General features: G+C 46.2%; 22 protein-coding genes. 11 read left to right on the top strand and 11 right to left on the bottom strand.

The features are described 5' to 3' along the window. Position 1 precedes the first annotated feature (1 nt). The 3 genes from ACUUHJ_RS05895 to ACUUHJ_RS05885 form a co-directional block, all read right to left on the bottom strand. Positions 2-796, bottom strand: coding sequence for an ABC transporter permease (locus ACUUHJ_RS05895; RefSeq protein WP_289676418.1), 795 nt, complete (start codon positions 794-796; stop codon positions 2-4). Then, the gene (locus tag ACUUHJ_RS05890) at positions 789-1,799 is read right to left on the bottom strand and encodes an ABC transporter ATP-binding protein (RefSeq protein WP_289676416.1); all 1,011 of its coding nucleotides are present in this window, start codon (positions 1,797-1,799) and stop codon (positions 789-791) included. Before ACUUHJ_RS05890 ends, ACUUHJ_RS05895 begins: the two co-directional genes overlap by 8 nt. Before the next feature lie 89 nt (positions 1,800-1,888). Further along, entirely contained in the window at positions 1,889-2,731 is an 843-nt protein-coding gene (locus ACUUHJ_RS05885; RefSeq protein ID WP_472298449.1) for a protein phosphatase 2C domain-containing protein, read from the bottom strand. A gap of 150 nt (positions 2,732-2,881) precedes the next feature. Between ACUUHJ_RS05885 and ACUUHJ_RS05880 the strand changes: the two genes are divergently transcribed. From ACUUHJ_RS05880 to ACUUHJ_RS05865, 4 genes are all read left to right on the top strand, one after another. Further along, complete coding sequence (locus ACUUHJ_RS05880) at positions 2,882-4,168, top strand: glutamate-1-semialdehyde 2,1-aminomutase (RefSeq protein WP_472298448.1); 1,287 nt, start codon at positions 2,882-2,884, stop codon at positions 4,166-4,168. 79 nt (positions 4,169-4,247) lie between these two features. Continuing rightward, positions 4,248-4,388 carry a hypothetical protein gene (locus ACUUHJ_RS05875; RefSeq protein WP_162837772.1) on the top strand — a complete coding sequence of 47 codons (141 nt, stop codon included), beginning with the start codon at positions 4,248-4,250 and terminating at the stop codon, positions 4,386-4,388. A gap of 223 nt (positions 4,389-4,611) precedes the next feature. After that, entirely contained in the window at positions 4,612-5,292 is a 681-nt protein-coding gene (locus ACUUHJ_RS05870; RefSeq protein WP_188067252.1) for a zinc metallopeptidase, read from the top strand. Between the two features lie 96 nt (positions 5,293-5,388). Further along, positions 5,389-6,231 (top strand): pyrroline-5-carboxylate reductase family protein, encoded by an 843-nt coding sequence (locus ACUUHJ_RS05865; protein WP_472298447.1) that lies wholly within the window; start codon positions 5,389-5,391, stop codon positions 6,229-6,231. An 18-nt stretch (positions 6,232-6,249) separates the two neighbouring features. On the opposite strand, the gene ACUUHJ_RS05860 is transcribed toward ACUUHJ_RS05865, so the two are convergent. Further along, positions 6,250-6,639, bottom strand: a complete 390-nt coding sequence (locus ACUUHJ_RS05860) for a hypothetical protein (RefSeq protein ID WP_012684777.1) — start codon at positions 6,637-6,639, stop codon at positions 6,250-6,252. Between the two features lie 318 nt (positions 6,640-6,957). Here ACUUHJ_RS05860 and ACUUHJ_RS05855 point away from each other — a divergent pair, with 318 nt between their 5' ends. Together ACUUHJ_RS05855 and ACUUHJ_RS05850 are read left to right on the top strand one after the other, a co-directional pair. Next, positions 6,958-7,305 (top strand): cupin domain-containing protein, encoded by a 348-nt coding sequence (locus ACUUHJ_RS05855; protein ID WP_012684775.1) that lies wholly within the window; start codon positions 6,958-6,960, stop codon positions 7,303-7,305. A gap of 405 nt (positions 7,306-7,710) precedes the next feature. Then, a complete protein-coding gene (locus ACUUHJ_RS05850) occupies positions 7,711-8,079 on the top strand; it encodes a MoaF-related domain-containing protein (protein ID WP_289676411.1) in 369 nt (122 codons plus the stop codon). 267 nt (positions 8,080-8,346) lie between these two features. Here ACUUHJ_RS05850 and ACUUHJ_RS05845 read toward each other — a convergent pair whose 3' ends face one another. Further along, positions 8,347-8,496, bottom strand: coding sequence for a hypothetical protein (locus ACUUHJ_RS05845; protein WP_289676409.1), 150 nt, complete (start codon positions 8,494-8,496; stop codon positions 8,347-8,349). A 123-nt stretch (positions 8,497-8,619) separates the two neighbouring features. Here ACUUHJ_RS05845 and ACUUHJ_RS05840 point away from each other — a divergent pair, with 123 nt between their 5' ends. From ACUUHJ_RS05840 to ACUUHJ_RS05825, 4 genes are read left to right on the top strand one after another with little or no spacing between them, the layout of a single operon-like run. Beyond that, the gene (locus tag ACUUHJ_RS05840) at positions 8,620-9,147 is read left to right on the top strand and encodes a TlpA family protein disulfide reductase (protein ID WP_064203183.1); all 528 of its coding nucleotides are present in this window, start codon (positions 8,620-8,622) and stop codon (positions 9,145-9,147) included. Between the two features lie 20 nt (positions 9,148-9,167). Next, complete coding sequence (locus ACUUHJ_RS05835) at positions 9,168-10,970, top strand: ABC transporter ATP-binding protein (RefSeq protein ID WP_472298446.1); 1,803 nt, start codon at positions 9,168-9,170, stop codon at positions 10,968-10,970. Between the two features lie 4 nt (positions 10,971-10,974). Then, the gene (locus tag ACUUHJ_RS05830; RefSeq protein ID WP_472298445.1) at positions 10,975-11,547 is read left to right on the top strand and encodes a MauE/DoxX family redox-associated membrane protein; all 573 of its coding nucleotides are present in this window, start codon (positions 10,975-10,977) and stop codon (positions 11,545-11,547) included. A gap of 34 nt (positions 11,548-11,581) precedes the next feature. Further along, positions 11,582-12,205, top strand: coding sequence for a thioredoxin domain-containing protein (locus tag ACUUHJ_RS05825; RefSeq protein WP_142498326.1), 624 nt, complete (start codon positions 11,582-11,584; stop codon positions 12,203-12,205). A gap of 271 nt (positions 12,206-12,476) precedes the next feature. Here the strand turns inward: ACUUHJ_RS05825 and ACUUHJ_RS05820 are convergent, their stop codons facing one another. The 6 genes from ACUUHJ_RS05820 to fabL form a co-directional block, all read right to left on the bottom strand. Next, positions 12,477-13,706, bottom strand: a complete 1,230-nt coding sequence (locus tag ACUUHJ_RS05820; protein ID WP_472298444.1) for an MFS transporter — start codon at positions 13,704-13,706, stop codon at positions 12,477-12,479. Positions 13,707-13,822: 116 nt separating this feature from the next. Next, on the bottom strand, positions 13,823-15,043 hold the full coding sequence (locus tag ACUUHJ_RS05815) for an MFS transporter (protein WP_472298443.1): 1,221 nt from the start codon (positions 15,041-15,043) through the stop codon (positions 13,823-13,825). A gap of 24 nt (positions 15,044-15,067) precedes the next feature. After that, positions 15,068-16,849: an ABC transporter ATP-binding protein gene (locus tag ACUUHJ_RS05810; RefSeq protein ID WP_472298442.1), complete on the bottom strand. Its 1,782-nt coding sequence runs from the start codon at positions 16,847-16,849 to the stop codon at positions 15,068-15,070. Positions 16,850-16,906: 57 nt separating this feature from the next. After that, the gene (locus ACUUHJ_RS05805; RefSeq protein WP_007729805.1) at positions 16,907-17,443 is read right to left on the bottom strand and encodes a DUF402 domain-containing protein; all 537 of its coding nucleotides are present in this window, start codon (positions 17,441-17,443) and stop codon (positions 16,907-16,909) included. A 48-nt stretch (positions 17,444-17,491) separates the two neighbouring features. Then, a complete protein-coding gene (locus ACUUHJ_RS05800) occupies positions 17,492-17,905 on the bottom strand; it encodes a GNAT family N-acetyltransferase (RefSeq protein ID WP_016742780.1) in 414 nt (137 codons plus the stop codon). A 111-nt stretch (positions 17,906-18,016) separates the two neighbouring features. Then, on the bottom strand, positions 18,017-18,775 hold the full coding sequence (fabL, locus tag ACUUHJ_RS05795; RefSeq protein ID WP_012684763.1) for an enoyl-[acyl-carrier-protein] reductase FabL: 759 nt from the start codon (positions 18,773-18,775) through the stop codon (positions 18,017-18,019). Between the two features lie 195 nt (positions 18,776-18,970). On the opposite strand from fabL, the gene ACUUHJ_RS05790 reads away from it, so the two are divergent. After that, the gene (locus ACUUHJ_RS05790; RefSeq protein WP_012684762.1) at positions 18,971-19,195 is read left to right on the top strand and encodes a hypothetical protein; all 225 of its coding nucleotides are present in this window, start codon (positions 18,971-18,973) and stop codon (positions 19,193-19,195) included. Positions 19,196-19,200 lie beyond the last annotated feature (5 nt).

Raw genomic sequence — 19,200 nt, 5'->3', positions numbered from 1 at the left:
TCTACCCTCCTTGCACAACCAGCTTGTTGCGGGCAAGACGCCACATCACCAAGATGGGGACCAGTATGACAAACATCCAGATGAACTGAAAACCGATCAATTCCCAAGAGCGTTCCGTTGAAATCGCACCTGTGAAGATCAGGCTCGGATAGTAGTTGACCGCCTGGAATGGAAGATAGCCCATTACCGTTTGCGCCCAACCGGGGAAAAAGCTGATCGGCAGCACGAGACCAGACAACAGATCCACCACGACCCGCTTGGCTCGCATCATGCCATCGTTTCGGAACAGGAAGAAAGTCAACAAGCCTGTCACCAAATTGATTTGTGTATTGATCAAAAACGCACACATCAAGCTGAGCAAATAAAGCCCCCATCCGGTCGCTGTAGCCGGGAAGCTGAACGGAATGATCAGGCTGATAAGAAAGATTCCTGGACCCGCGAAAAAGAGAAAGCGAAAGATCCCTTCCCCAAACGCCTGCGCCGTTTTCACGGTCAAGTAATTATAGGGGCGTATCATTTCGATCGCGACCTTGCCTTCTCGGACGTCCTGGGCTATTTCTGTATCGATGTTGTTAAAATAAAACGCCCGCGACATCCAAGCAATCGCAACGTAGGAAGTCATCTGTTCCACCGTTAGCCCGCCCAGCTGCTGCTGGCCTCCGTAGATCGCTCCCCATAAAAAGTAGTACGCACCGATGTTGATCGCGTAGATAATGATCCCGCTGTAATAGTTCACACGATAGGCAAGCATCGTCAAAAACCTCATGCGGATAAGTTCCATATAAAGCTTACGCATGGCTGGCTACCTCTTGGTCTGAGGAATAAATGTTGCGCACGATATCCTCTGTGCTCGTCTCCTCGATTTTCACGTCACTGACTTCAAACGATGACATGACCGTCGACAAAACAAAGGGCAACATTTCCTGACTTCGCGCTACTTTTACATTGAGGGTAAAATCATTGATTTGCTCGATCTCACAAGGCATCTCTCCCAATGCCTGGCGAAGTGCGGCTGCGGAAGTGCGCTTTTTCATTTGGAAGGACACCTCAGTGCCATTGCCCCATTTTTCCTTGAGGTCATTCAGCAAGCCATCGAAGATCAGCTTCCCTTTGTCCATGACAAGCACACGTTTACAGAGTGCTTCGATGTCTGACACATCGTGAGTCGTCAACAAGATCGTCATGTTTTCCGTCTCGTTCAGATTGCGGAGAAACTCACGGATTTTTTGCTTAACGAGCACATCGAGTCCAACTGTCGGTTCATCGAGAAACAGCAGGCGTGGCTTATGAATCAACGAAGCAGCCACTTCACAGCGCATCCGCTGTCCAAGACTCAGCTTGCGCACTGGCTGACTGACAAACGGAGAAATTTCCAGCTCCTCGATCAAACGCTCCAGCCACTTTTCTCCTTCTGCTTCGTCAACTTTATAAACACTTTTCAATAGGCGGAAGGACTCTAGTGGAGATAGGTCCCACCAAAGCTGAGAGCGCTGCCCGAAAACTACTCCGATGGAACGAACATACTCTTCCCGCTGCTTGAAAGGCACAAAGCCGTTAATGACGATTTCGCCATCGCTCGGAGTTAAGATACCAGTCAGCATCTTGATCGTGGTCGATTTCCCAGCACCATTTTCCCCAATCAGCGCGAACATTTCCCCTTCCTCTACTGTAAAGGAAAGGTCATCCACCGCTTTTACCGTCTTGTACTCCCGACTGAACAAATCACGAAAAGCACCACCAAGGCCCGGTCTGGACTGATGGATGCGGAAATCCTTTTGTAAATGATTTACTTGAATCATGGAAAACCGTCCTTTTTTCTTCGCTTAAATACCATTTGTAGTGTATATGAGCTAATCGAATTGTGCAAAAGGCAAACTGCACCAAACTGTCAATGAAGAGAAAGGATCATGCCCGTTTTGTCGTCAGACTTTTTGAAGCGAATATAGTGGATGCATTCGGGATCGTTATTTTCTAGAGAAATGAGCTCGTCTGTATAACGTTGCAGCCCTTTATGTACGATCGGCAGCACCGTTTCTTCCCACTCCGGCTGTGCTCCACCTAAAGCTCTCGGCATGAACAGACCGTCCGTTGCCAGCACCAACGCCTTCACGCCAACTCGATTCATGCGTCCATACTCAATAAAATCCCGACAGGCAGCATCGCCATTCAACACACCGTAGCCCCCTGGTCCATTCGCCTGATAGCGGTTATGGATCAGGATGTCCATACATCGTTCGTACAGCTCTGTTCGGGTACACAATCCTTCGTTAATTCCTTCTTCCCACTTCGCCAAGGCCGCCTGTTCCAAATGGCTGACTTGCGTATGCGTCAGGGGTCTTACCATGTCATCCTCATAAACGGCAAATATCATGCAATCTCCCAACTGTGCGTACTCGATTTGGGCATCTTTTACACGGACGACTGCACAGGCCGCTCCCCACAATGCTTCCTTTTTCTCAAGATCGATGCCGCTTTGCCCCATCTGCTCCCGGAGAGCTTCGTTTATCATCTCCATATAATCGTGCAAAACTGCATCCTCAGGGATTGCTTCCAGCTGCTTTTTTACAAGCTCAGCCGCGATAGCTCCGCCTGTCTGTCCTGCTTCGTTCTCATACGGGATCAGCGACGTAATGCCATCGATGACCGCATACACATGCTTGACCTGCTGAATCACATAGGCGTCCTCATTGCTTTTGCCGCTTCCTTTCATGGAGATGCACTCAAGTTTCATGATGACCCCGCCTTTACCCATGGAGTGATTTGCTTGAAAATTGTATCATTTTTCCTTTCCTTCATCTATAGCCCTCCGTTTATATCCAGTTGTTGAACTGCTGTGGTAAGATAATGAAGGACTTTTTCCAAAAGAAAAGAGGGAACATGCATGAAACGTGAACGATCCGCGCAACTGCACGAGCAAGCACTCGACGTCATTCTAGGCGGGGTAAACAGCCCTTCCCGCTCTTTCAAGGCTGTAGGTGGGGGAGCACCCGTAACGATGGAACGTGCCCAGGGCGCGTATTTCTGGGACGTGGACGGCAATCGATATATTGACTATTTAGCAGCATATGGCCCCATCATTACTGGCCATGCACATCCACATGTGACCAACGCGATTTGCGAAGCCGCCACCAACGGAACCCTTTACGGTACGCCTACTCCATGGGAAATTACCTTTGCAAACATGATCCGCGAAGCAATTCCTTCGATGGAGCTCATTCGCTTCAACAACTCCGGTACAGAAGCAGTCATGACCTGCATTCGTGTCGCACGTGCCTATACCGGGCGTGTCAAGATCATCAAATTCGCAGGCTGCTACCACGGCCACTCTGACCTGGTCCTCGTTGCTGCCGGCTCCGGGCCATCTACCTTGGGGATTCCGGACAGTGCAGGTATACCACAAAGCATTGCCAGCGAAGTCATTACGGTACCCTTTAATAATATCGAGGCTTTCGCAGAAGCTATGAGTAAATGGGGCAGCGAAACGGCTTGCGTCCTCGTTGAGCCGATTGTCGGCAACTTCGGTATCGTGACGCCTGAGCCTGGATTCCTGGAAGAGGTTAACCGCATTACGCACGAAGCGGGCGCACTTGTCGTCTACGATGAAGTGATCACGGCCTTCCGCTTCTGCTATGGCGGAGCACAAAACCTCCTTGGAGTCGAGCCTGATCTGACTGCATTGGGCAAAATTATCGGCGGTGGTCTGCCAATCGGCGCTTATGGCGGTCGTCGGGAAATCATGGAGCAGGTCGCGCCACTCGGACCTGCGTATCAAGCAGGAACAATGGCTGGTAACCCTGCTTCCATCCGTGCGGGAATTGCCTGCCTGGAGGTATTGAAGCAGCCGGGCGTTTACGATGAATTCGAAAGACTGGGCGCCATGCTTGCGAACGGAATTATCGAAGCGGCAAACAAACACGGCGTAACCATCCAGCTCAATCGTGTAAAAGGGGCATTGGCTGTTTACTTTACGGACGAGCCTGTTCATGATTATGATGCAGCTCAGAAAGCGAATGGAGAAGTATTTGCTCGCTTCTTCCAGCTGATGCTGAACGAAGGTGTTTGCCTGGCACCATCTAAATATGAAGCTTGGTTCGTGACGACAGCTCATACAGAAGAAGACATTCAATTCACCATCGCAGCTGTAGACCGCGCCTTTTCTCAGCTGTAAACCATTCCCACGTCCTTTCGCATCCTTCCGTGGAAATAATAAGCCTGTTCGCGATTATGTTTTCGAGGAGGATATTTCGGTGTCCAAAGGTGAAAAATCATATCCCCAGGCTCCTGAAAAGACATTGGATTCCAAAATGAGCAGTAAAATGCTCGAAGTGAAGGGCTTTCAAAACCCGCGAAAAACCGAGCATCATAAAACCCAAAATCACGACAGATAAGTATCAAAACAGACACATTCCCAATCATACTGACGAGGAATGTGTCTGTTTTTTTGGCATGCAGCTACATTGTCAATAATGGTCAGAGAATGTACAATAAATTAGTGAAACTGCCATAGGACTTATTCGTATACATGAATATGGGACAGAATGTAGTAGTAAGGTTACATGTATGGCTTAGCAACATTCGTTTTCATAGATTACAACGAGGAGTGAGTGTGGAATGTTTTTCCATCCTATGGATTTCCTGATTCTGATTGCATTCGGACTGTCGCTCTGGGCACAGTTCCGTGTGAAAGGAACTTTTAACAAATTCGCCGAAGTTCCTACCTCCTCCGGTCTAACCGGTGCAGAGGCCGCCCGCCGCATGCTCGATGCCAACGGCTTGACGAACGTTCCTGTTCAACACATCCCAGGTACATTGACAGACCACTACGACCCGACTGACCGTGTCGTACGCCTGTCTGATCCTGTATACTTCGGTAACTCGATTGCCTCTCTGTCCGTCGCATGTCACGAGGTCGGCCATGCGATTCAGCACAAGGTCTCGTACCCGATGCTGGTAGCTCGTCATCGTATTTTCCCAGTAGTCAACCTGGTGTCCGGTGTGGCGCCATTGCTACTGTTGGCTGGTTTCTTCTTTAAAATGGCTGGCCTCCTGCTGATCGGGATTATCTTCTTCTCCGGAGCAGTTGCCTTCCAGCTCGTCACACTGCCTGTCGAGTTTAACGCAAGTAGCCGTGCGAAAGACCTGATGCTCAGAATGGGCTTCATCCGTAATGAAGAAGAACGTGGCGCAAGCAAAGTACTGGGTGCAGCCGCTCTGACGTACGTAGCTGCCGCTCTGATCTCTGTTCTGGAGTTGGCGAAGTACATCATGATTTTCCGAAGCTCTGACGACTAATCTGTTAGATGAAACATCAAAGGTACAGCTCTCTCACATGGGAGGCTGTACCTTTTTTCATGAGCCTACGTTACAATAAGACGGGAGGTTTTGCACATGCGAATTGGAATCATTGGACTAGGCAGTATGGGTCAAATGCTGGTGAAATCACTCTGTAAAAGCGGTGTGATCCAGCCCGAGCATATCACCGTCTTCAATCGAACAAGAGAAAAGGCTGAAAATCTGCAAGCATCACATGGCATTCTCATAACTGAAAGTGCGCAAGAGGTTTGCGACCAGGCAAAGCTTGTCTTTCTCTGCACAAAGCCACTGGATATCCTGCCTATACTGCGTGAGTTGTCTATCCCTGAAAATGTACATATTGTTTCTGTAGCAGCAGGTGTTAGCATCGATGATTTGGAAACCTTCCATGCAGATGCCGTGAGCAAGGTAATTCCTACCGTCACTTCGCAAGAGCTGCATGGTGTATCTCTATTTACATGCAACAGTCGAACAAGTACAGAGGATCGCAATGAGCTTCTCACTCTCCTGTCTTCCATTAGTCAATCACAGGAAGTATCCGAGGTCGAGATCGAAACAGCGACGATCCTCACCAGCAGCGCCCCAGGACTGATCGCAGGGATTCTTGATTCGTTCGCGCAGGCTGCCGTTCGCAAAACACCAGAGCTTGACTTGGATACTGCGAGAAGCATGCTGGTGGAAACGATGCTGGGAACCGCTCTTTTGCTCAAAAACGAACAGCTTAGCTTCGACCAGCTGATCGAACGTGTTGCTACCAAAGGTGGCATTACCGAGGAAGGCTTGCGTGTTCTGGACAAGACGCTTCCTTCTGGATTTGACGAGTTGTTTGCGATGACAGAATCCAAGCACGCTGCTTTGAAGATACTTGTCCAACAACAAAGTACAGTTTACAAGGGACTACACAGGGTAACGGTGTGACGGGAGGTATACTGCCCGTCAGATTTTCCATGTAATGTTCATCTTGTCGCTGGTGGCTTCCACAGTAGTAACCAGCAAATCCAGCACTCGCCGCTTATCGTCAAAGCTGACGGTTTCCCATGTGTCCAAGTACCCGGAAATTTGCTGTACCTGTTCCGGGCTGATGGTTTCCACCGTCAATTCCGCAATCTCTTTGACAAGAGATTGCTTGTGGCTGTCCAGTTCCGCTATCTTCACATTCACATAGGAGAGCAGGACATTGTTTGCCCCGGTAAGGCTGTCCACCAGCTTTTCAATTTCGCTGTCCACACGGACAAGCTCCACTTGCAAGGCGGTGATTTTCGGGTTACCCTTTGCCGCCTTTTTCCGTCCCGTCAGTGTCTTGTAGCTTGCCAGCTTTTTTACCATCTGCTGATAGGCAAGGGCTTCCAGTTCGGCGGTGTAAATCTTCCCGCAGCCGATACAGCAAGTCGTTGTGATGTGCCGCCAGTTGGGAATAGACTATACAAAACTGACGCCAGAGGAATTTCAGACATTGATTAACATATTGAAAAAATCCAAGCATCTGAATATTCCTAAAGGCAAGCGAAGGATGAAACGGAAATGACAGGGTTGGATTTATGTGGTAGAATGAGTATTAAGAGGGAACAGAAAATTGTAGAGCTGGGTTGAACTAAGAATTATCTATATAATGCGAATTTAATGCGATTGCAAGGAGGATAACATATGTCAAATTTATTTCCAGAGCCGATTAGCAACCTTCCAGAAGCAGATATGCCTTTTTCCAATTATCAAGCATACCTTTCTCAAGGAGAGAATCACCAAATAATTTTTATGCAATTTAATGAGGATATTGATTTGCCAGAACATTCGCACGAAAGTCAATGGGGCATCGTGCTTGAAGGCAAGATTGAATTAACCATAAATGGTGTAAAAAATATTTATACTAAAGGCGATAGGTACTTTATTGAAAAAGATGTAAAACACTCCGGAAAAATATTTGCGGGCTATGCTGATATTACTTTTTTTAATCAAAAGGATAGGTACAATACAAAGCTGAAAAAGCAAAAATGAACAGCTTGTGTAGATGCCGGTTATGAGCATTATATGAAACTTGCAAACATTTGAAGCAAGGAATGGGAAATCAGGCCGCTACGCCTATCCAGCTGCCTTTGCCCTGAAGCATATGGCCAAGGACCTTCGCCTTGCGAATGAAGCAGGCGTCTCTCCCCATTAGCTGAATCCGTAAATGCGACCTATCATCATGCACTGGAATCAGGGCTGGGTGAGCTCGATTTGATGGCGATCCTGCGTAACCTTGGTGGAAAATAGTTTTCGTGGTTAGACTGACCCTACATAAAAAACAGCGGCTACCTAAGACCTGAAAATAACGTCTTAGACTGGCCGCTGTTTTTTGCATTCTACGCAGAGCATACGCCTATGTTTGACATATATTGCATACAAAAGGAGGAGTATGCTATGCATTATTCAAATTTTCAATATGTAAAATACAGTCATCGACTCCCTTTATACGCTGGTAAGACCTTTCGCTATGATTATGATGATGGCAATGTTTTTATCATTCATTTCTTTGACGCTACTCATCGGCATGATGAAGGGATTGCTGGACCGCATAAAGGCTTCAATGGTTACTATACATTCAATTACGTAGAAATAGCTCCTTGCGTTTACTTTATGTATTGGCTGGAAGAGGTCTACACGGTCAGCCAGGTTGCTGATTTTAATCGAATGCTTGTGTATACCCATTATACCTATGATGCACAGGGTGTTCGAAAAAGTCTGTTCCATTCCGGTATCATAACCGAACTAGACAGCTTCAACTCCTAATCCGTGAAAGATGACAAAGCGAAAGACCGGAATTGTCGGTCTAAGACTGTAGAGAAACTCCATTTTTTTCGGGGTTTCTTTCATTATGATAATCCGTGGGAATAATAACGATTAACGAAAAGAGCCGGCAAAATTCGTGAATGCAAAACAAACCTTCAGCTCCACATTTCTAGTGGTTTTGAAGGTTTGTTTGTAGCGGATGATTTAGCATCCTAGCAAATTTTTCTTGTAATGCTGGTACACTCATCCCCTAAATTATTCTTTTCCCTAGCAGCAGGTAAAGTTGAGAGGATTCTGCCAGTTATGTTTTGCTGTCCCTTTTTCTAAAATACAAAACACATTAACGGTGCAGGGAGGATCGATATTGATTGTAGATTCTTTCTTGACACCAATTAACTTTGAAAATTGATCTAACATAGTCATAACCTCCATATTTTTACATTTTTTACTTTCGATTCAATTATAAGAATTGCAACACATACTGTCAAATGATATATTATTTTCAAATAGTTACCAAATTATAGTTTGAGGGAGGTTTCTGTGTACGTTCTCATTCCACTAACGGTAGCAGTTGCTTTATTCGGCATGCAACTCTATTCATACCGAAAGTTCAGGAATATCATTACTCTCTTTTCTGTAGAAGATTCTTTATTTTCACTTCTAAACCAGTATTTTATCGGTGTAAATCTCAAAGAGTCACTTATATTCCCCACGCATTTTTCACAAACACCAACCATTGTCATGTTCGCTGCCCCCTCATGTGATACATGCCATCATGAAGTAGAAAGATACTTAACCCATATCAAGAAAAAAACAACCAACCTTCCTTTCTTATGTGCAGTTAAGCAGGATGATTCTGACTATCAGCACTTTATCGACACTTTTAGCGAAAAAATTACTATGGTTCCCGTCGACAAAAAAACCTTGAGCGAATTACAAATCATCAACTTCCCAAGCCTGTTTATTGTTGACTCACAGGGGATCATTCGATACGTAGGGCGCTCAGTTGGTGAGCTAGTAGACATCTTGAAGCACAAGGAGAAGCAAGAGCTTCACAACATCCAATAAAACTAGAAAAGGTGTTCCTCATGATTGTTCAATCATTTATCAAGCTGTTCGCTTTCTTATGGGAACATGCCCGGCTACTTCTCACACTTTTAGTTTGCTTAACAATCATGACTGGTTTACTACCAGTAGCCACCCTTTGGCTATCCAAAGAAATGATCAATGAGGTCGCGAAAATCATTCAACTCCAAGTGGGTGATTATCGTTATGCTTTTTTCTTACTCTCACTTCAATTTTTAATAGCGATGGCTACATCTGTGCTTCTTAATATCCAACAATACCTGAATGGAAAGCTTGAAAATGTTTTGGAAATCGCGGCGCAAACACTTGTACTTCAAAAGGTAGAAGCGGTACCGCTTTTCTATTTTGATATTCCCGATTTCTACAATCATTTAGAGAGAGTTCACTTGAATGTGGGCACACGCTTTTTATCACCACTCACGATCCTTCTAGAGATCGTTAGAGCCAGTATTACTATTTTCAGTTTCTTGCTCTTTTTGCTTTCGGTTCACTGGAGCCTCGTCATTTTAAGTCTGATCGCGGCAATTCCCGTCTTCTTTGTTCAAATTCGGTTTGGCAGTATCAATTATTGGCTCAGATACGGCTTAACCCCCTTAATTCGCGACATACAATATACCAGTTTTTTATTGAAAGATCGGCAGTCAGCCAAGGAAATTCGACTATTTGGCTTAGGTCAAACGTTACTGAAAAGATGGTCAACCTCCATTACCCACCAGTTCACTGAAACATTAAAGGTGCTGCGAAAGCAACAAGCAACTGAGGTCGGCCTAGATGGGTTTACCGCACTTTTGTACTTTGGGACAGCTGGAATTATCATCTGGTTAATCCGTACCACCTCTATGCAAATCGGGGAGTTTGTAGCAATCGGACAAGCTGTGCAGGGAACACAAGGATTGACCAATCAGCTATCTAACCAGTTAGCCAAAATATTTGGAGAGATTCTCTATATAAACGATTTTTTTCAGTTCATCGAATATGAACACCCTGAAAAGGATGCAAGCGACGAAGGCTCGGCTCTTTTTCCTGCACCGCTACAACAGGGCATTTTTATAAAAGGATTGTCATTTACCTACGTGAATACGACAAATCCTGTTCTACGGGATATTCACTTGCACATACGGCCTGGTGAAAAAATCGCAATCGTTGGTGAAAATGGCTCGGGTAAATCAACCTTGGTCAAATGTGTGATGGGGTTGTATCCCATATCACAGGGTGACATTTTCTTCGATGGCCTCAGTATTAGCCAGATCAAACCTGATGATTTACGCAAAAATATGACCGTGATCTTCCAGGATTTCATCAAATATGCCTATACGTTACAAGATAATATTGGTTTTGGTGATACCGAACGAATGAACGATTTAAAATGGATGCAAGAAATTGCCGCTACAGCTGGAGTGGATCAAATCGTTTCCAAACTTCCAGATGGCTACCAAACGTATTTAAGTCGCTATTTGCAAGAGGGAACGGATCTTTCTGGAGGACAATGGCAAAAAATTGCCTTGGCTCGTGCTCTGTTTCGAAATAGTGATATTGTGATTTTAGATGAGCCAACAGCAGCTCTTGATCCCATGACTGAGCTTTCTGTATACCAACTCGTAAGAAAACTGACCGAAAATAAAACAACCCTATTTGTCTCACACCGTATGGCTGCCGCTAAAATGGCAGATCGGATTATCGTGATGAAGGATGGTCAGTTAGTCGAGTCTGGAACGCATGATGAACTGATTTCTCGTAATAAAGAATATGCGCAGATGTATCATGCTCAAGCACAATGGTATGCAACACCAGTGGAAAGTAGGTAAAAAATTGGAAATCGCATCCTTTATCTTTCGCATGGTTCTGGCACTGTTGTTTATAAGCTCGTCTGTATCAAAAATCAAAAACAGCACGACTCATGCTTCAATTGTAAAAGACTACAAAATACTGCCTGAGCGATCTATTAGATTTTTTGCCGTCCTCGACACTTATTCTGAATTGCTGATTGGATTGCTACTCATTTTCGGGCTGTACTATTCCTGGGCAGCTGTGACTGGTAGTGGTTTACTACTCCTGTATAGCGTGGCTATTGTGGTCAATTTATTGCGCGGAAGACGAGAAATATCATGTGGTTGCGGTGGTATCGTCGGCAATCACAATCTATCATGGGTACTGGTTGGCCGAAACGTCTTGCTCATTACGATGTGTCTCTGGGTCTATCAAATACCGACCACCTATGGGAATCTCTCATCGGCATTAGAAACAGGAAATTTCAGGACCGTATATGGAGAAGAGTACTGGACGTTAATGATCATCACATTGTTGTCCACACTTGTGATTCTGATTGGTCAACATCTAGGGAGCATTCGGAAGAAAGTACACGAGCTAGTCGCAGAAAAATAAATATCATTCCCTCACGAAAAAGGAGCGATCCTCTGTGGAAACGTTTATACATTGGTCTGTGATTGCGTTATGGGTATTTGTCATTGTGCAATTCATCGTTATCTACCTGCTAACAAAACTAGTAGCAGACTTTATCAATAAATTACAAGCAAAAGAAAAAGAACCGAGTGTAGACAACTGGATAGGCTCCAGAGCCCCGGTTCTGATCGATAACAGTCCATCTGGAACAAGCATTGATTTTACAGAGATGAAAAGTCACTCTACACTTGTCCTTTTTACTGCAGAAGGTTGTCCCATATGCCAGCAAATCATTCCACATTTAGAGAAGGTAAAACTACGATTTCCTCAGCTTAAATTACTAGTTGTTTATTCAGGAAAGCTCATTCACGAGACCCAAAACCAGGACGATATTCAGTATATCGCCTCTACCATTTCGTTTTCAATGTACCAAATCGATGCCATCCCATCTGCTGTCCTGATCGACAAAAAAGGAATTATCCTTGCCAAAGAATCGGTTCCTACCTTTCATTATCTACTGGCATTGCTTGAAAAACATGTGCATATCGAAGCAGACACCTCGGAGTTCATTCCTGCGTCGCTCTCAACAAAACCAGGAGAAAATAAAGCAAATAAAATTACCCCTCAACCATATTCATGACTGTAGAAAACCTACCATTCATATTTTAAGAATATTACAGTAAATCAACGCGGTGTCTTCATTTCAGCTACTCATAAAAACCTTCGCTTCCTCTACTCCCCGTTGATCTGTCAATATACATCACCGGGTTTGTTGCCTTCCCCGATGATATAGCCCGCAAATCGTATGCCTACAAAAGAAAGCACATACTGAATATGATCAAGAAACATATCATCAAAAAAGGCTGCCTTACCAGTAGAAAAATCTACGGATAAGACAGCCTGTTTCATGTTTAATTTACGGAAACCCCACTAGTATGATCCGTCTGCTTTTTTTGTAAGCGCAACGCCAAAAGGAAAGCGATGAGTAGCAATCCAGCAGATACATAATAAACAACCCGGACTCCCTGCCATTCAGCGATAGCACCCATCACTAGGGCAGAAGTACCAAAAACGAGTAAATCAATCGTCCCCTTTGCTGACAGGACATAGGGCAGTACTGATTCCTCCGTCTCTTGCTGCAAAAGCGTCTGCTTGCTTACATGCACCATTTCCAAAAACGGTCCCAACGCAAACGAAAATAACAGTGCCACCAGAGCGTTCGTACTACTGCCAAAACAAAAGGTAAAAAATCCGACGCCAATCGTACCGCAAATGATCCAGCGAAATAAATGGCGCCGCATCCGCTCCGCATACATCAATAGCAGCGTCCCACCCGCAATGGCTCCAAGCATGTAACCGGCATTGATATAGCCCCACCATTCTTCTCCTTGTCCAAGCACATCGAGGACAAATGGCAGCATAATCGCAGCGATCCACACACCCCCGGACAAGCCGATCACGACATCCATCGCGACCAACAGTCTAAGGACAGGTACATCGCGAATGGTTTTCCATCCAGTGAGCCAGTTTGTTGTCGCCCTAGCTGCCTGTTCTTCACGCAGCTTTTCACTTTCCGGTACAATGCCTGTCATCGCGATCGTTGCCACTACATAGGCACCAACCGTTCCCCACAGAACAACACCCGCTCCCAGCCAGGAAACGAGTAATCCTCCTGCGGCCCAGCCAGCAAAATGAACCGTTTGATCCGAGGTGGAAAGCAAACCATTCGCTCGCATGAGATCTTCTCGCCCTACCAACTGCGGCACCATGGCGTTGCGCGCAGGGTTTGCCCATCCATCCATAAAGGCGATGGTTGACCCTAATCCGAACAACAGCCAGATCCACTCTCCCTGCTCTCCCACACTGCTACTGACAGCTAATGCGGCTAAAGCCAAAAGTATTGTCTTCAAGCCTTGCGACAGCACGAGCATGCCCGTCAACGACAAACGCTGAAACACTAACGGAGCCAACAAGCTGCTCACAGACTGCGCGGCTACGATGACAACCGGTATGAACGCCGTGTACATGACAGAACCAGTTGCAGCGTACATGACCGAAATAAACGCGACAATATAAAATACATCCCCAAGGTTGGCCAATGTCTGACCCGCCCAGAGGCAAATAAAGCGTCGATGCCACATAAAGCACACCCTCCTGTCGGTTCAGGACCAGCCTATACGTCCTGATGGAATATGAAGTTATTCACACCGACTCGCCGTCACAATGGAGGTGCACCTCTTTTCGTGAAAATTACCTTTTATTCTATTCCAGAATCAGGATGCTGTACAGATTTGTTTCGGAAAAAGCTGTAGTACACCCAGCCTGCGTTAATAAACAGGAAAGCACTCGTCATGTAAAAGACTCCGCTAATGCTCACATAACCTGCCAAAAAGCCGCCAATCATCGGTCCAAGCATGCTGCCAATACTGACGAAGCTGTTGTTATAGCCGTAGACGCGACTGACCATATGTACTGGTGTTGCTCGCCGCAGCAAAGCATTGACGGATGGGTGTAATCCTCCCAGCGACAAGCCTAACAAAAATCGGAGCACGACCAATTGCCATACCGTATGTACGAGACCTTGTGGAATGAAGATGATTGCGGCAGCCAAAATCGAGAACAAGAGCACCTTTTGCGAGCCGAACCGATCTCCTAAACGCCCCAGCTGTGGGGAGGCGAAGACATTTGCTACCCCCATACATGCCTGGACAATTCCGGCCCACAGCGCTACCTTTGCCCCTTCTGAACCGAGCAACTGCGAAATGTAAATCGGCAACACAGGGATAATGCTAAACAGCGCAAACTGGATCATTACGGTTACAAAAAAGAGCGCCGGGAGTTCTTTGGAGGAAAAGATCATCTGAAAATCTTCCCGTAGACTCGACCGTTCCTTTTTTTCAGGTGGAACAAAATTCTCTTTCACCGTAAACGTAATGACCAAGGTCGCCAGTAATAATACGCAACCAGTAATCACAAAAATCATTCGAAAGCCGATCTTCTCCGCGAGAACACCGCCAAACAGCGGTCCCATAATAGTTCCGGCCGTAATAAAAGACTGAAGCAATCCTGTTGCATAGCCAATTCGTTCTTTTGGGACAGAGGATGCTACTAATGCGGTACTGGCAGGGATGATTCCGCCTACGAGTCCATTGAGCAGACGAAGGGCCAAAAGCTGCCAAAGACTTCCCGCAAAACCGGTCATTGCCATGGTAATGGACATGAAAAATCCCGAACGCAGAATCATAATCTTGCGCCCGTGCTTATCGGCCAAATTTCCCCAAATAGGCGAGACGAGGCCCGCCGTCAAAAAGTTGGCTCCAAAAATAATCCCCGCCCAAGCCGTGACTTGATGAGGATCTTCAATTCCGAAATCCTGCTGAATGTAAAGCGGTAAAAAAGGCATGATCATGCTCATCGCCACCATGACGAAAAACAGCGATCCACAGAGCACATATAAATTACGGCGCCATATCTCCATCGGATTTCCCCCAATCCCATCTGCTTATCCCTGTTGCAGGTCGGATGTACTTCCTAAATCTTGCACACTCCACAGGCCATAGTATACTCCCTTTCTCTCCAGCAATTGCTCGTGGGTGCCCTCCTCAACGATTTGTCCCTCTTTCATGACAATGATTTTGTCCGCATGGGTAATCGTTGAAAGTCGATGGGCCACGATGAGCGTGGTTCTTCCTTTTGCCAATCTGGACAAAGACTCCTGAATCGTGTGCTCTGATTCCAAGTCGAGTGCAGACGTCGCCTCATCCAGAATCAGAATACCCGGGTCACGCAGAAAAACACGCGCAATCGCGATTCGCTGCTTTTGCCCGCCAGAGAGCTTTACGCCTCGCTCTCCCAGCTCCGTATGGTAGCCATTCGGTAATTCACTAATAAAGTCATGGGCATTGGCCGCCTTCGCAGCTTCTTGCACAGCATTGTCATCTGCATCAGGATTGCCCATTAAAATATTCACTTTTGCTGATTCACTGAACAAAATATTATCTTGCTGCACCATCCCGATGTGGTGACGCAAATTTTGCTGCTTCACATCGCGGATATCGAGGCCATCAATCGTAATTTTCCCTTCTGTCACGTCCCAAAAACGCGGAAGCAAGCTAATCAACGAAGATTTTCCACCGCCTGACATCCCGACAATCGCAACTGTTTCACCAGAAGAGATGCTCAGATTTACATTGTTCAAGACGAGAGGGCCTTCCTCCCGATAGCGGAAGGACACATTCTCAAAGCGGATTTCTCCACGAATGCGTTTCGTTGCAGGGTCTACAGGCAACTCTCCTGCGTTTGGCTTGTCGACGATATCGTACGATTCATCGATAAACTCGAACATCCGGTCCATCGAAGCAATTGCCTGCGTCAGTACCGTACTGGAATTGACCAGACGTCGCAGTGGTGTGTACAAGCGCTCCAAATAAGCATAAAACGCAACGAGCGTCCCTACGCTCATGCTCCCGCCGATGACTTGGTAGCCAGCATAGGCAATGACCAGAAGTGGTGCGATATCCGTCACCGTATTGACCACAGCGAAGGTTCGGGCATTCCACCGCGTATGTGCCAGTGCCTTATCCAGAAACTGATTGTTCTCCTTGGCAAACTCCTTGCTCTCTTGCTTTTCTAATGCAAAGCTGCGGATGAGCGACATGCCGTTCACACGTTCGTACAAGTACCCTTGTAAATGAGCCAGTGCAGCAGAACGATCCTTTGTTAATTGACGCAAGCGCTTGTAGAAAAACTTGACGGAGATACTGTACAAAGGGAAGACGATAATGGCGACGACCGTCAGCTCCACGTCCATATAGAGCATGATCCCCATCGTCAGTGTAATCGTAATCAGGTCCAACCAGAGATTCATCAATCCCGTTTCCACGAAACTTTTGGTTGATTCCACGTCGTTAATGACCCGAGAGATGACCTCACCCGTTTTTGTATTGTTGTAGTAGCGCATTGACAGTCGTTGTAAATGAGAAAACAATTGATTGCGAATGTCGAACAAGATACGACTGGATACCCACTGTGCATAGTATTGCCGGATGTACTCAACAGGGGCGCGAACGACGGTAAATAACAAAAAGGCCCCGAGCATCAGCCAAAATAACTGTTTCAGCTTTTCCTCTTGAGGAAGCGGACTTGGCAGCAGGTCATCAATGACGTATTTGATAAGAAGCGGCAGAGCAAGTGGGATCGCGAACTTAATAATACCAATCAATATAGTGCCCAATATTTGTTTCCAATAGGGCAGGACATAAGCCAAATAGCGGCGTATGCTCATCCTTCATACCTCCTTTGCAAACAAGGAAATCCCTCCCCCGGTCATTCGGGAAAGGGATTATTCCTCATCATCTCGTACTAAAAGATAACGCTCGTACCAGCGTTGGACGAAGCCGTTTTGAAAAGGGCCACGTCGTGCGCTTACCCAATCCAGCACCTCTCGCAATGCTGTCTGCACTCTTTCCACAACAAATGGAGGATAATTCATCTGTTTGCTATGTAAAAGAAACTCCTCTTCGTCGAGAATCGAGTACGTCATATCGGGAAACACTTTTACGTCGAGATCATAGTCTATGTAGCTTAGCAATTGCCCCTTCATGCTGAAGGGCGAACCAATGTTGCAATAATAATAAATACCGTCATCACGAATCATGGCAATGGTATTGAACCACTGGCCTCTACCAAATGTACAAATGGCCGGTTCACGCGTACGCCATTCCCGCCCGTCTGCTTCTGTCACCTTGACCCGATCATTTCCCCCAATCACCACCGCATCACTGGTATGAATCAACGTAGATTTGTCCCATATGCGGTGCAACGAATGGTCATGTTTATAACTTTCTATGCGGATATTGGAGCCCGGAGTTGGTGACATGACTCTCCCCTTTCTTCTCTTCTCTATTTGAATGGGGACAAGCCTCCTTTAAGAAGAGAGCTTTTTGGAAAGTGTAACATATTTTTGTACTTCATAGCCAAGTGAAAGGTAAAACGGAAGGACTTCCGGATTTGATTGATTGACCATGATCAAGACGTTATTGACACCTCGTTGCTTGAAACGCTTTTCAATTGCTTCAACGAGTTCGCGACCAATACCTGAGCCTTGCATCTCTGGAAGTACAGCCAATCGGTAGAAATAGGCACGTGCTCCGTCGATCGTGCCAACCACGACCCCTACCACTCTGCCTTCAATTTCCGCAACCATTACCAGATCGCTGTCCCAAGCCAAATGCTGGGCCAAATCGTTCAATGACTCTTTGTCCGATTGGTCCAACCCCGTCTCCTGCCAAATACGTGTGATAGCCGAATAGTCACCGAGTCGAAACGGACGAATCAGCATGTGTTGCCTCCTTCGTAACCTTCTTCCTCTATTGTACAACACATGGACAACTTTGTCTTGTGTCGCAACACCACAAAGTCTCCAACTCCATACTCCATCTACAATTAATCATTATGTCAAAAGAGAAATACCGCCGTCTACAATCAATGTCTGTCCGCGAACCATCCACGCTTTGTCGGAGAGCAAGAACATCACAGCATTAGCCAAATCTTCCGGCTCCACAATGCGTCCTGCTGGCGTACGCTCTGCTGAGCTACCGAGCAATTCTTCACGATTCGGGAAATGTTTGAGTGCATCCGTATCCACCGCTCCGCCAGATACAGCGTTTACTACAATATTATGCGGTGCGAGCTCTACTGCCAAATAACGAGTAATCGCTTCTACAGCTGCCTTCGATACGCCAACGGCTGTATAGTTGTCGAGTACGCGAATGGACCCAAGGCTGGACAAGCTCACGATTTTTCCGCCGTTGCCACCCTTGATCATTAGTTTTGCCGCTTCTTGCGCACAGAACAACAGCGCCTTGCTGTTAATTTCCATGGTCCAGTCCCAATGGCTTTCTTCCAGCTCCATCAGGGGACGCAATACACCCGATGCCGCATTGTTCACAAAGACATCCAAGCGACCGAATTCCTGGTCAATTTCTGCGAACAATTCTTTGATTTTTGCTACATCCCCTACATTGGCTTTGATCAGATGGACACGAGCGCCCTTTGCTTCCAGCTCTGCTGCTGCTTCTCTTGCCGCAGTGCGGTTACGCAAATAGTTCAGCACCAGGTCATAACCCTGTTCCGCCAATTGAAGAGCAATCGCTTTTCCGATCCCTCGGGTCCCGCCAGTAACCAGTGCAACTTTTTTCGTTGTATTCATAAAAAGATTACCTCCCAACCTGACCAACTATTAATAGCAGGTACTAATATGTAAAAATCACCTTTTCATTATACAACTCCACCTGCGCTTTTTCCACCTACGGAAAAAATCCCGGCATGACTTGATCCTCTCAACTATAGCCATACTAAGCTCGCGGTATTAGGCAACCACTACCACATAAGGAGGAATGGCAGGGTGTACATAGGTCGGGAATTATCCGAATTAACCATGGTGCCACTAGCTGATTGGGAAATGAATGAGCTACTTTATTACCATCACAATTTTTCGCAATTGGCAGCTTACCTCAGTGCAGAAGGAGCCTCTCTTCACGTCAAAGTAATCCATGAGCTTGAATCCAGAGGGCCAGTGAATGGAGACAGCGGGGGATGGGATCATTCCTCGTCACCTATTTACGATTAAGGAAA

This window comes from Brevibacillus schisleri, from assembly GCF_055685845.1.
This window is presented reverse-complemented; position numbering and strand designations above follow the sequence as displayed.

What these genes read in the sequence shown, in the direction of transcription:
- ACUUHJ_RS05885 (WP_472298449.1), bottom strand. Translation starts at nt 2,731, where the DNA reads ATGAAACTTGAGTGCATCTCCATGAAAGGAAGCGGCAAAAGCAATGAG.
- ACUUHJ_RS05880 (WP_472298448.1), top strand. Translation starts at nt 2,882, where the DNA reads ATGAAACGTGAACGATCCGCGCAACTGCACGAGCAAGCACTCGACGTC.
- ACUUHJ_RS05870 (WP_188067252.1), top strand. Translation starts at nt 4,612, where the DNA reads ATGTTTTTCCATCCTATGGATTTCCTGATTCTGATTGCATTCGGACTG.
- ACUUHJ_RS05835 (WP_472298446.1), top strand. Translation starts at nt 9,168, where the DNA reads ATGATTGTTCAATCATTTATCAAGCTGTTCGCTTTCTTATGGGAACAT.
- ACUUHJ_RS05805 (WP_007729805.1), bottom strand. Translation starts at nt 17,443, where the DNA reads ATGTCACCAACTCCGGGCTCCAATATCCGCATAGAAAGTTATAAACAT.
- ACUUHJ_RS05865 (WP_472298447.1), top strand. Translation starts at nt 5,389, where the DNA reads ATGCGAATTGGAATCATTGGACTAGGCAGTATGGGTCAAATGCTGGTG.
- ACUUHJ_RS05810 (WP_472298442.1), bottom strand. Translation starts at nt 16,849, where the DNA reads ATGAGCATACGCCGCTATTTGGCTTATGTCCTGCCCTATTGGAAACAA.
- ACUUHJ_RS05820 (WP_472298444.1), bottom strand. Translation starts at nt 13,706, where the DNA reads ATGTGGCATCGACGCTTTATTTGCCTCTGGGCGGGTCAGACATTGGCC.
- ACUUHJ_RS05850 (WP_289676411.1), top strand. Translation starts at nt 7,711, where the DNA reads ATGCATTATTCAAATTTTCAATATGTAAAATACAGTCATCGACTCCCT.
- ACUUHJ_RS05890 (WP_289676416.1), bottom strand. Translation starts at nt 1,799, where the DNA reads ATGATTCAAGTAAATCATTTACAAAAGGATTTCCGCATCCATCAGTCC.
- ACUUHJ_RS05845 (WP_289676409.1), bottom strand. Translation starts at nt 8,496, where the DNA reads ATGTTAGATCAATTTTCAAAGTTAATTGGTGTCAAGAAAGAATCTACA.
- ACUUHJ_RS05895 (WP_289676418.1), bottom strand. Translation starts at nt 796, where the DNA reads ATGCGTAAGCTTTATATGGAACTTATCCGCATGAGGTTTTTGACGATG.
- fabL (WP_012684763.1), bottom strand. Translation starts at nt 18,775, where the DNA reads ATGAATACAACGAAAAAAGTTGCACTGGTTACTGGCGGGACCCGAGGG.
- ACUUHJ_RS05815 (WP_472298443.1), bottom strand. Translation starts at nt 15,043, where the DNA reads ATGGAGATATGGCGCCGTAATTTATATGTGCTCTGTGGATCGCTGTTT.
- ACUUHJ_RS05855 (WP_012684775.1), top strand. Translation starts at nt 6,958, where the DNA reads ATGTCAAATTTATTTCCAGAGCCGATTAGCAACCTTCCAGAAGCAGAT.
- ACUUHJ_RS05860 (WP_012684777.1), bottom strand. Translation starts at nt 6,639, where the DNA reads ATGGTAAAAAAGCTGGCAAGCTACAAGACACTGACGGGACGGAAAAAG.
- ACUUHJ_RS05800 (WP_016742780.1), bottom strand. Translation starts at nt 17,905, where the DNA reads ATGCTGATTCGTCCGTTTCGACTCGGTGACTATTCGGCTATCACACGT.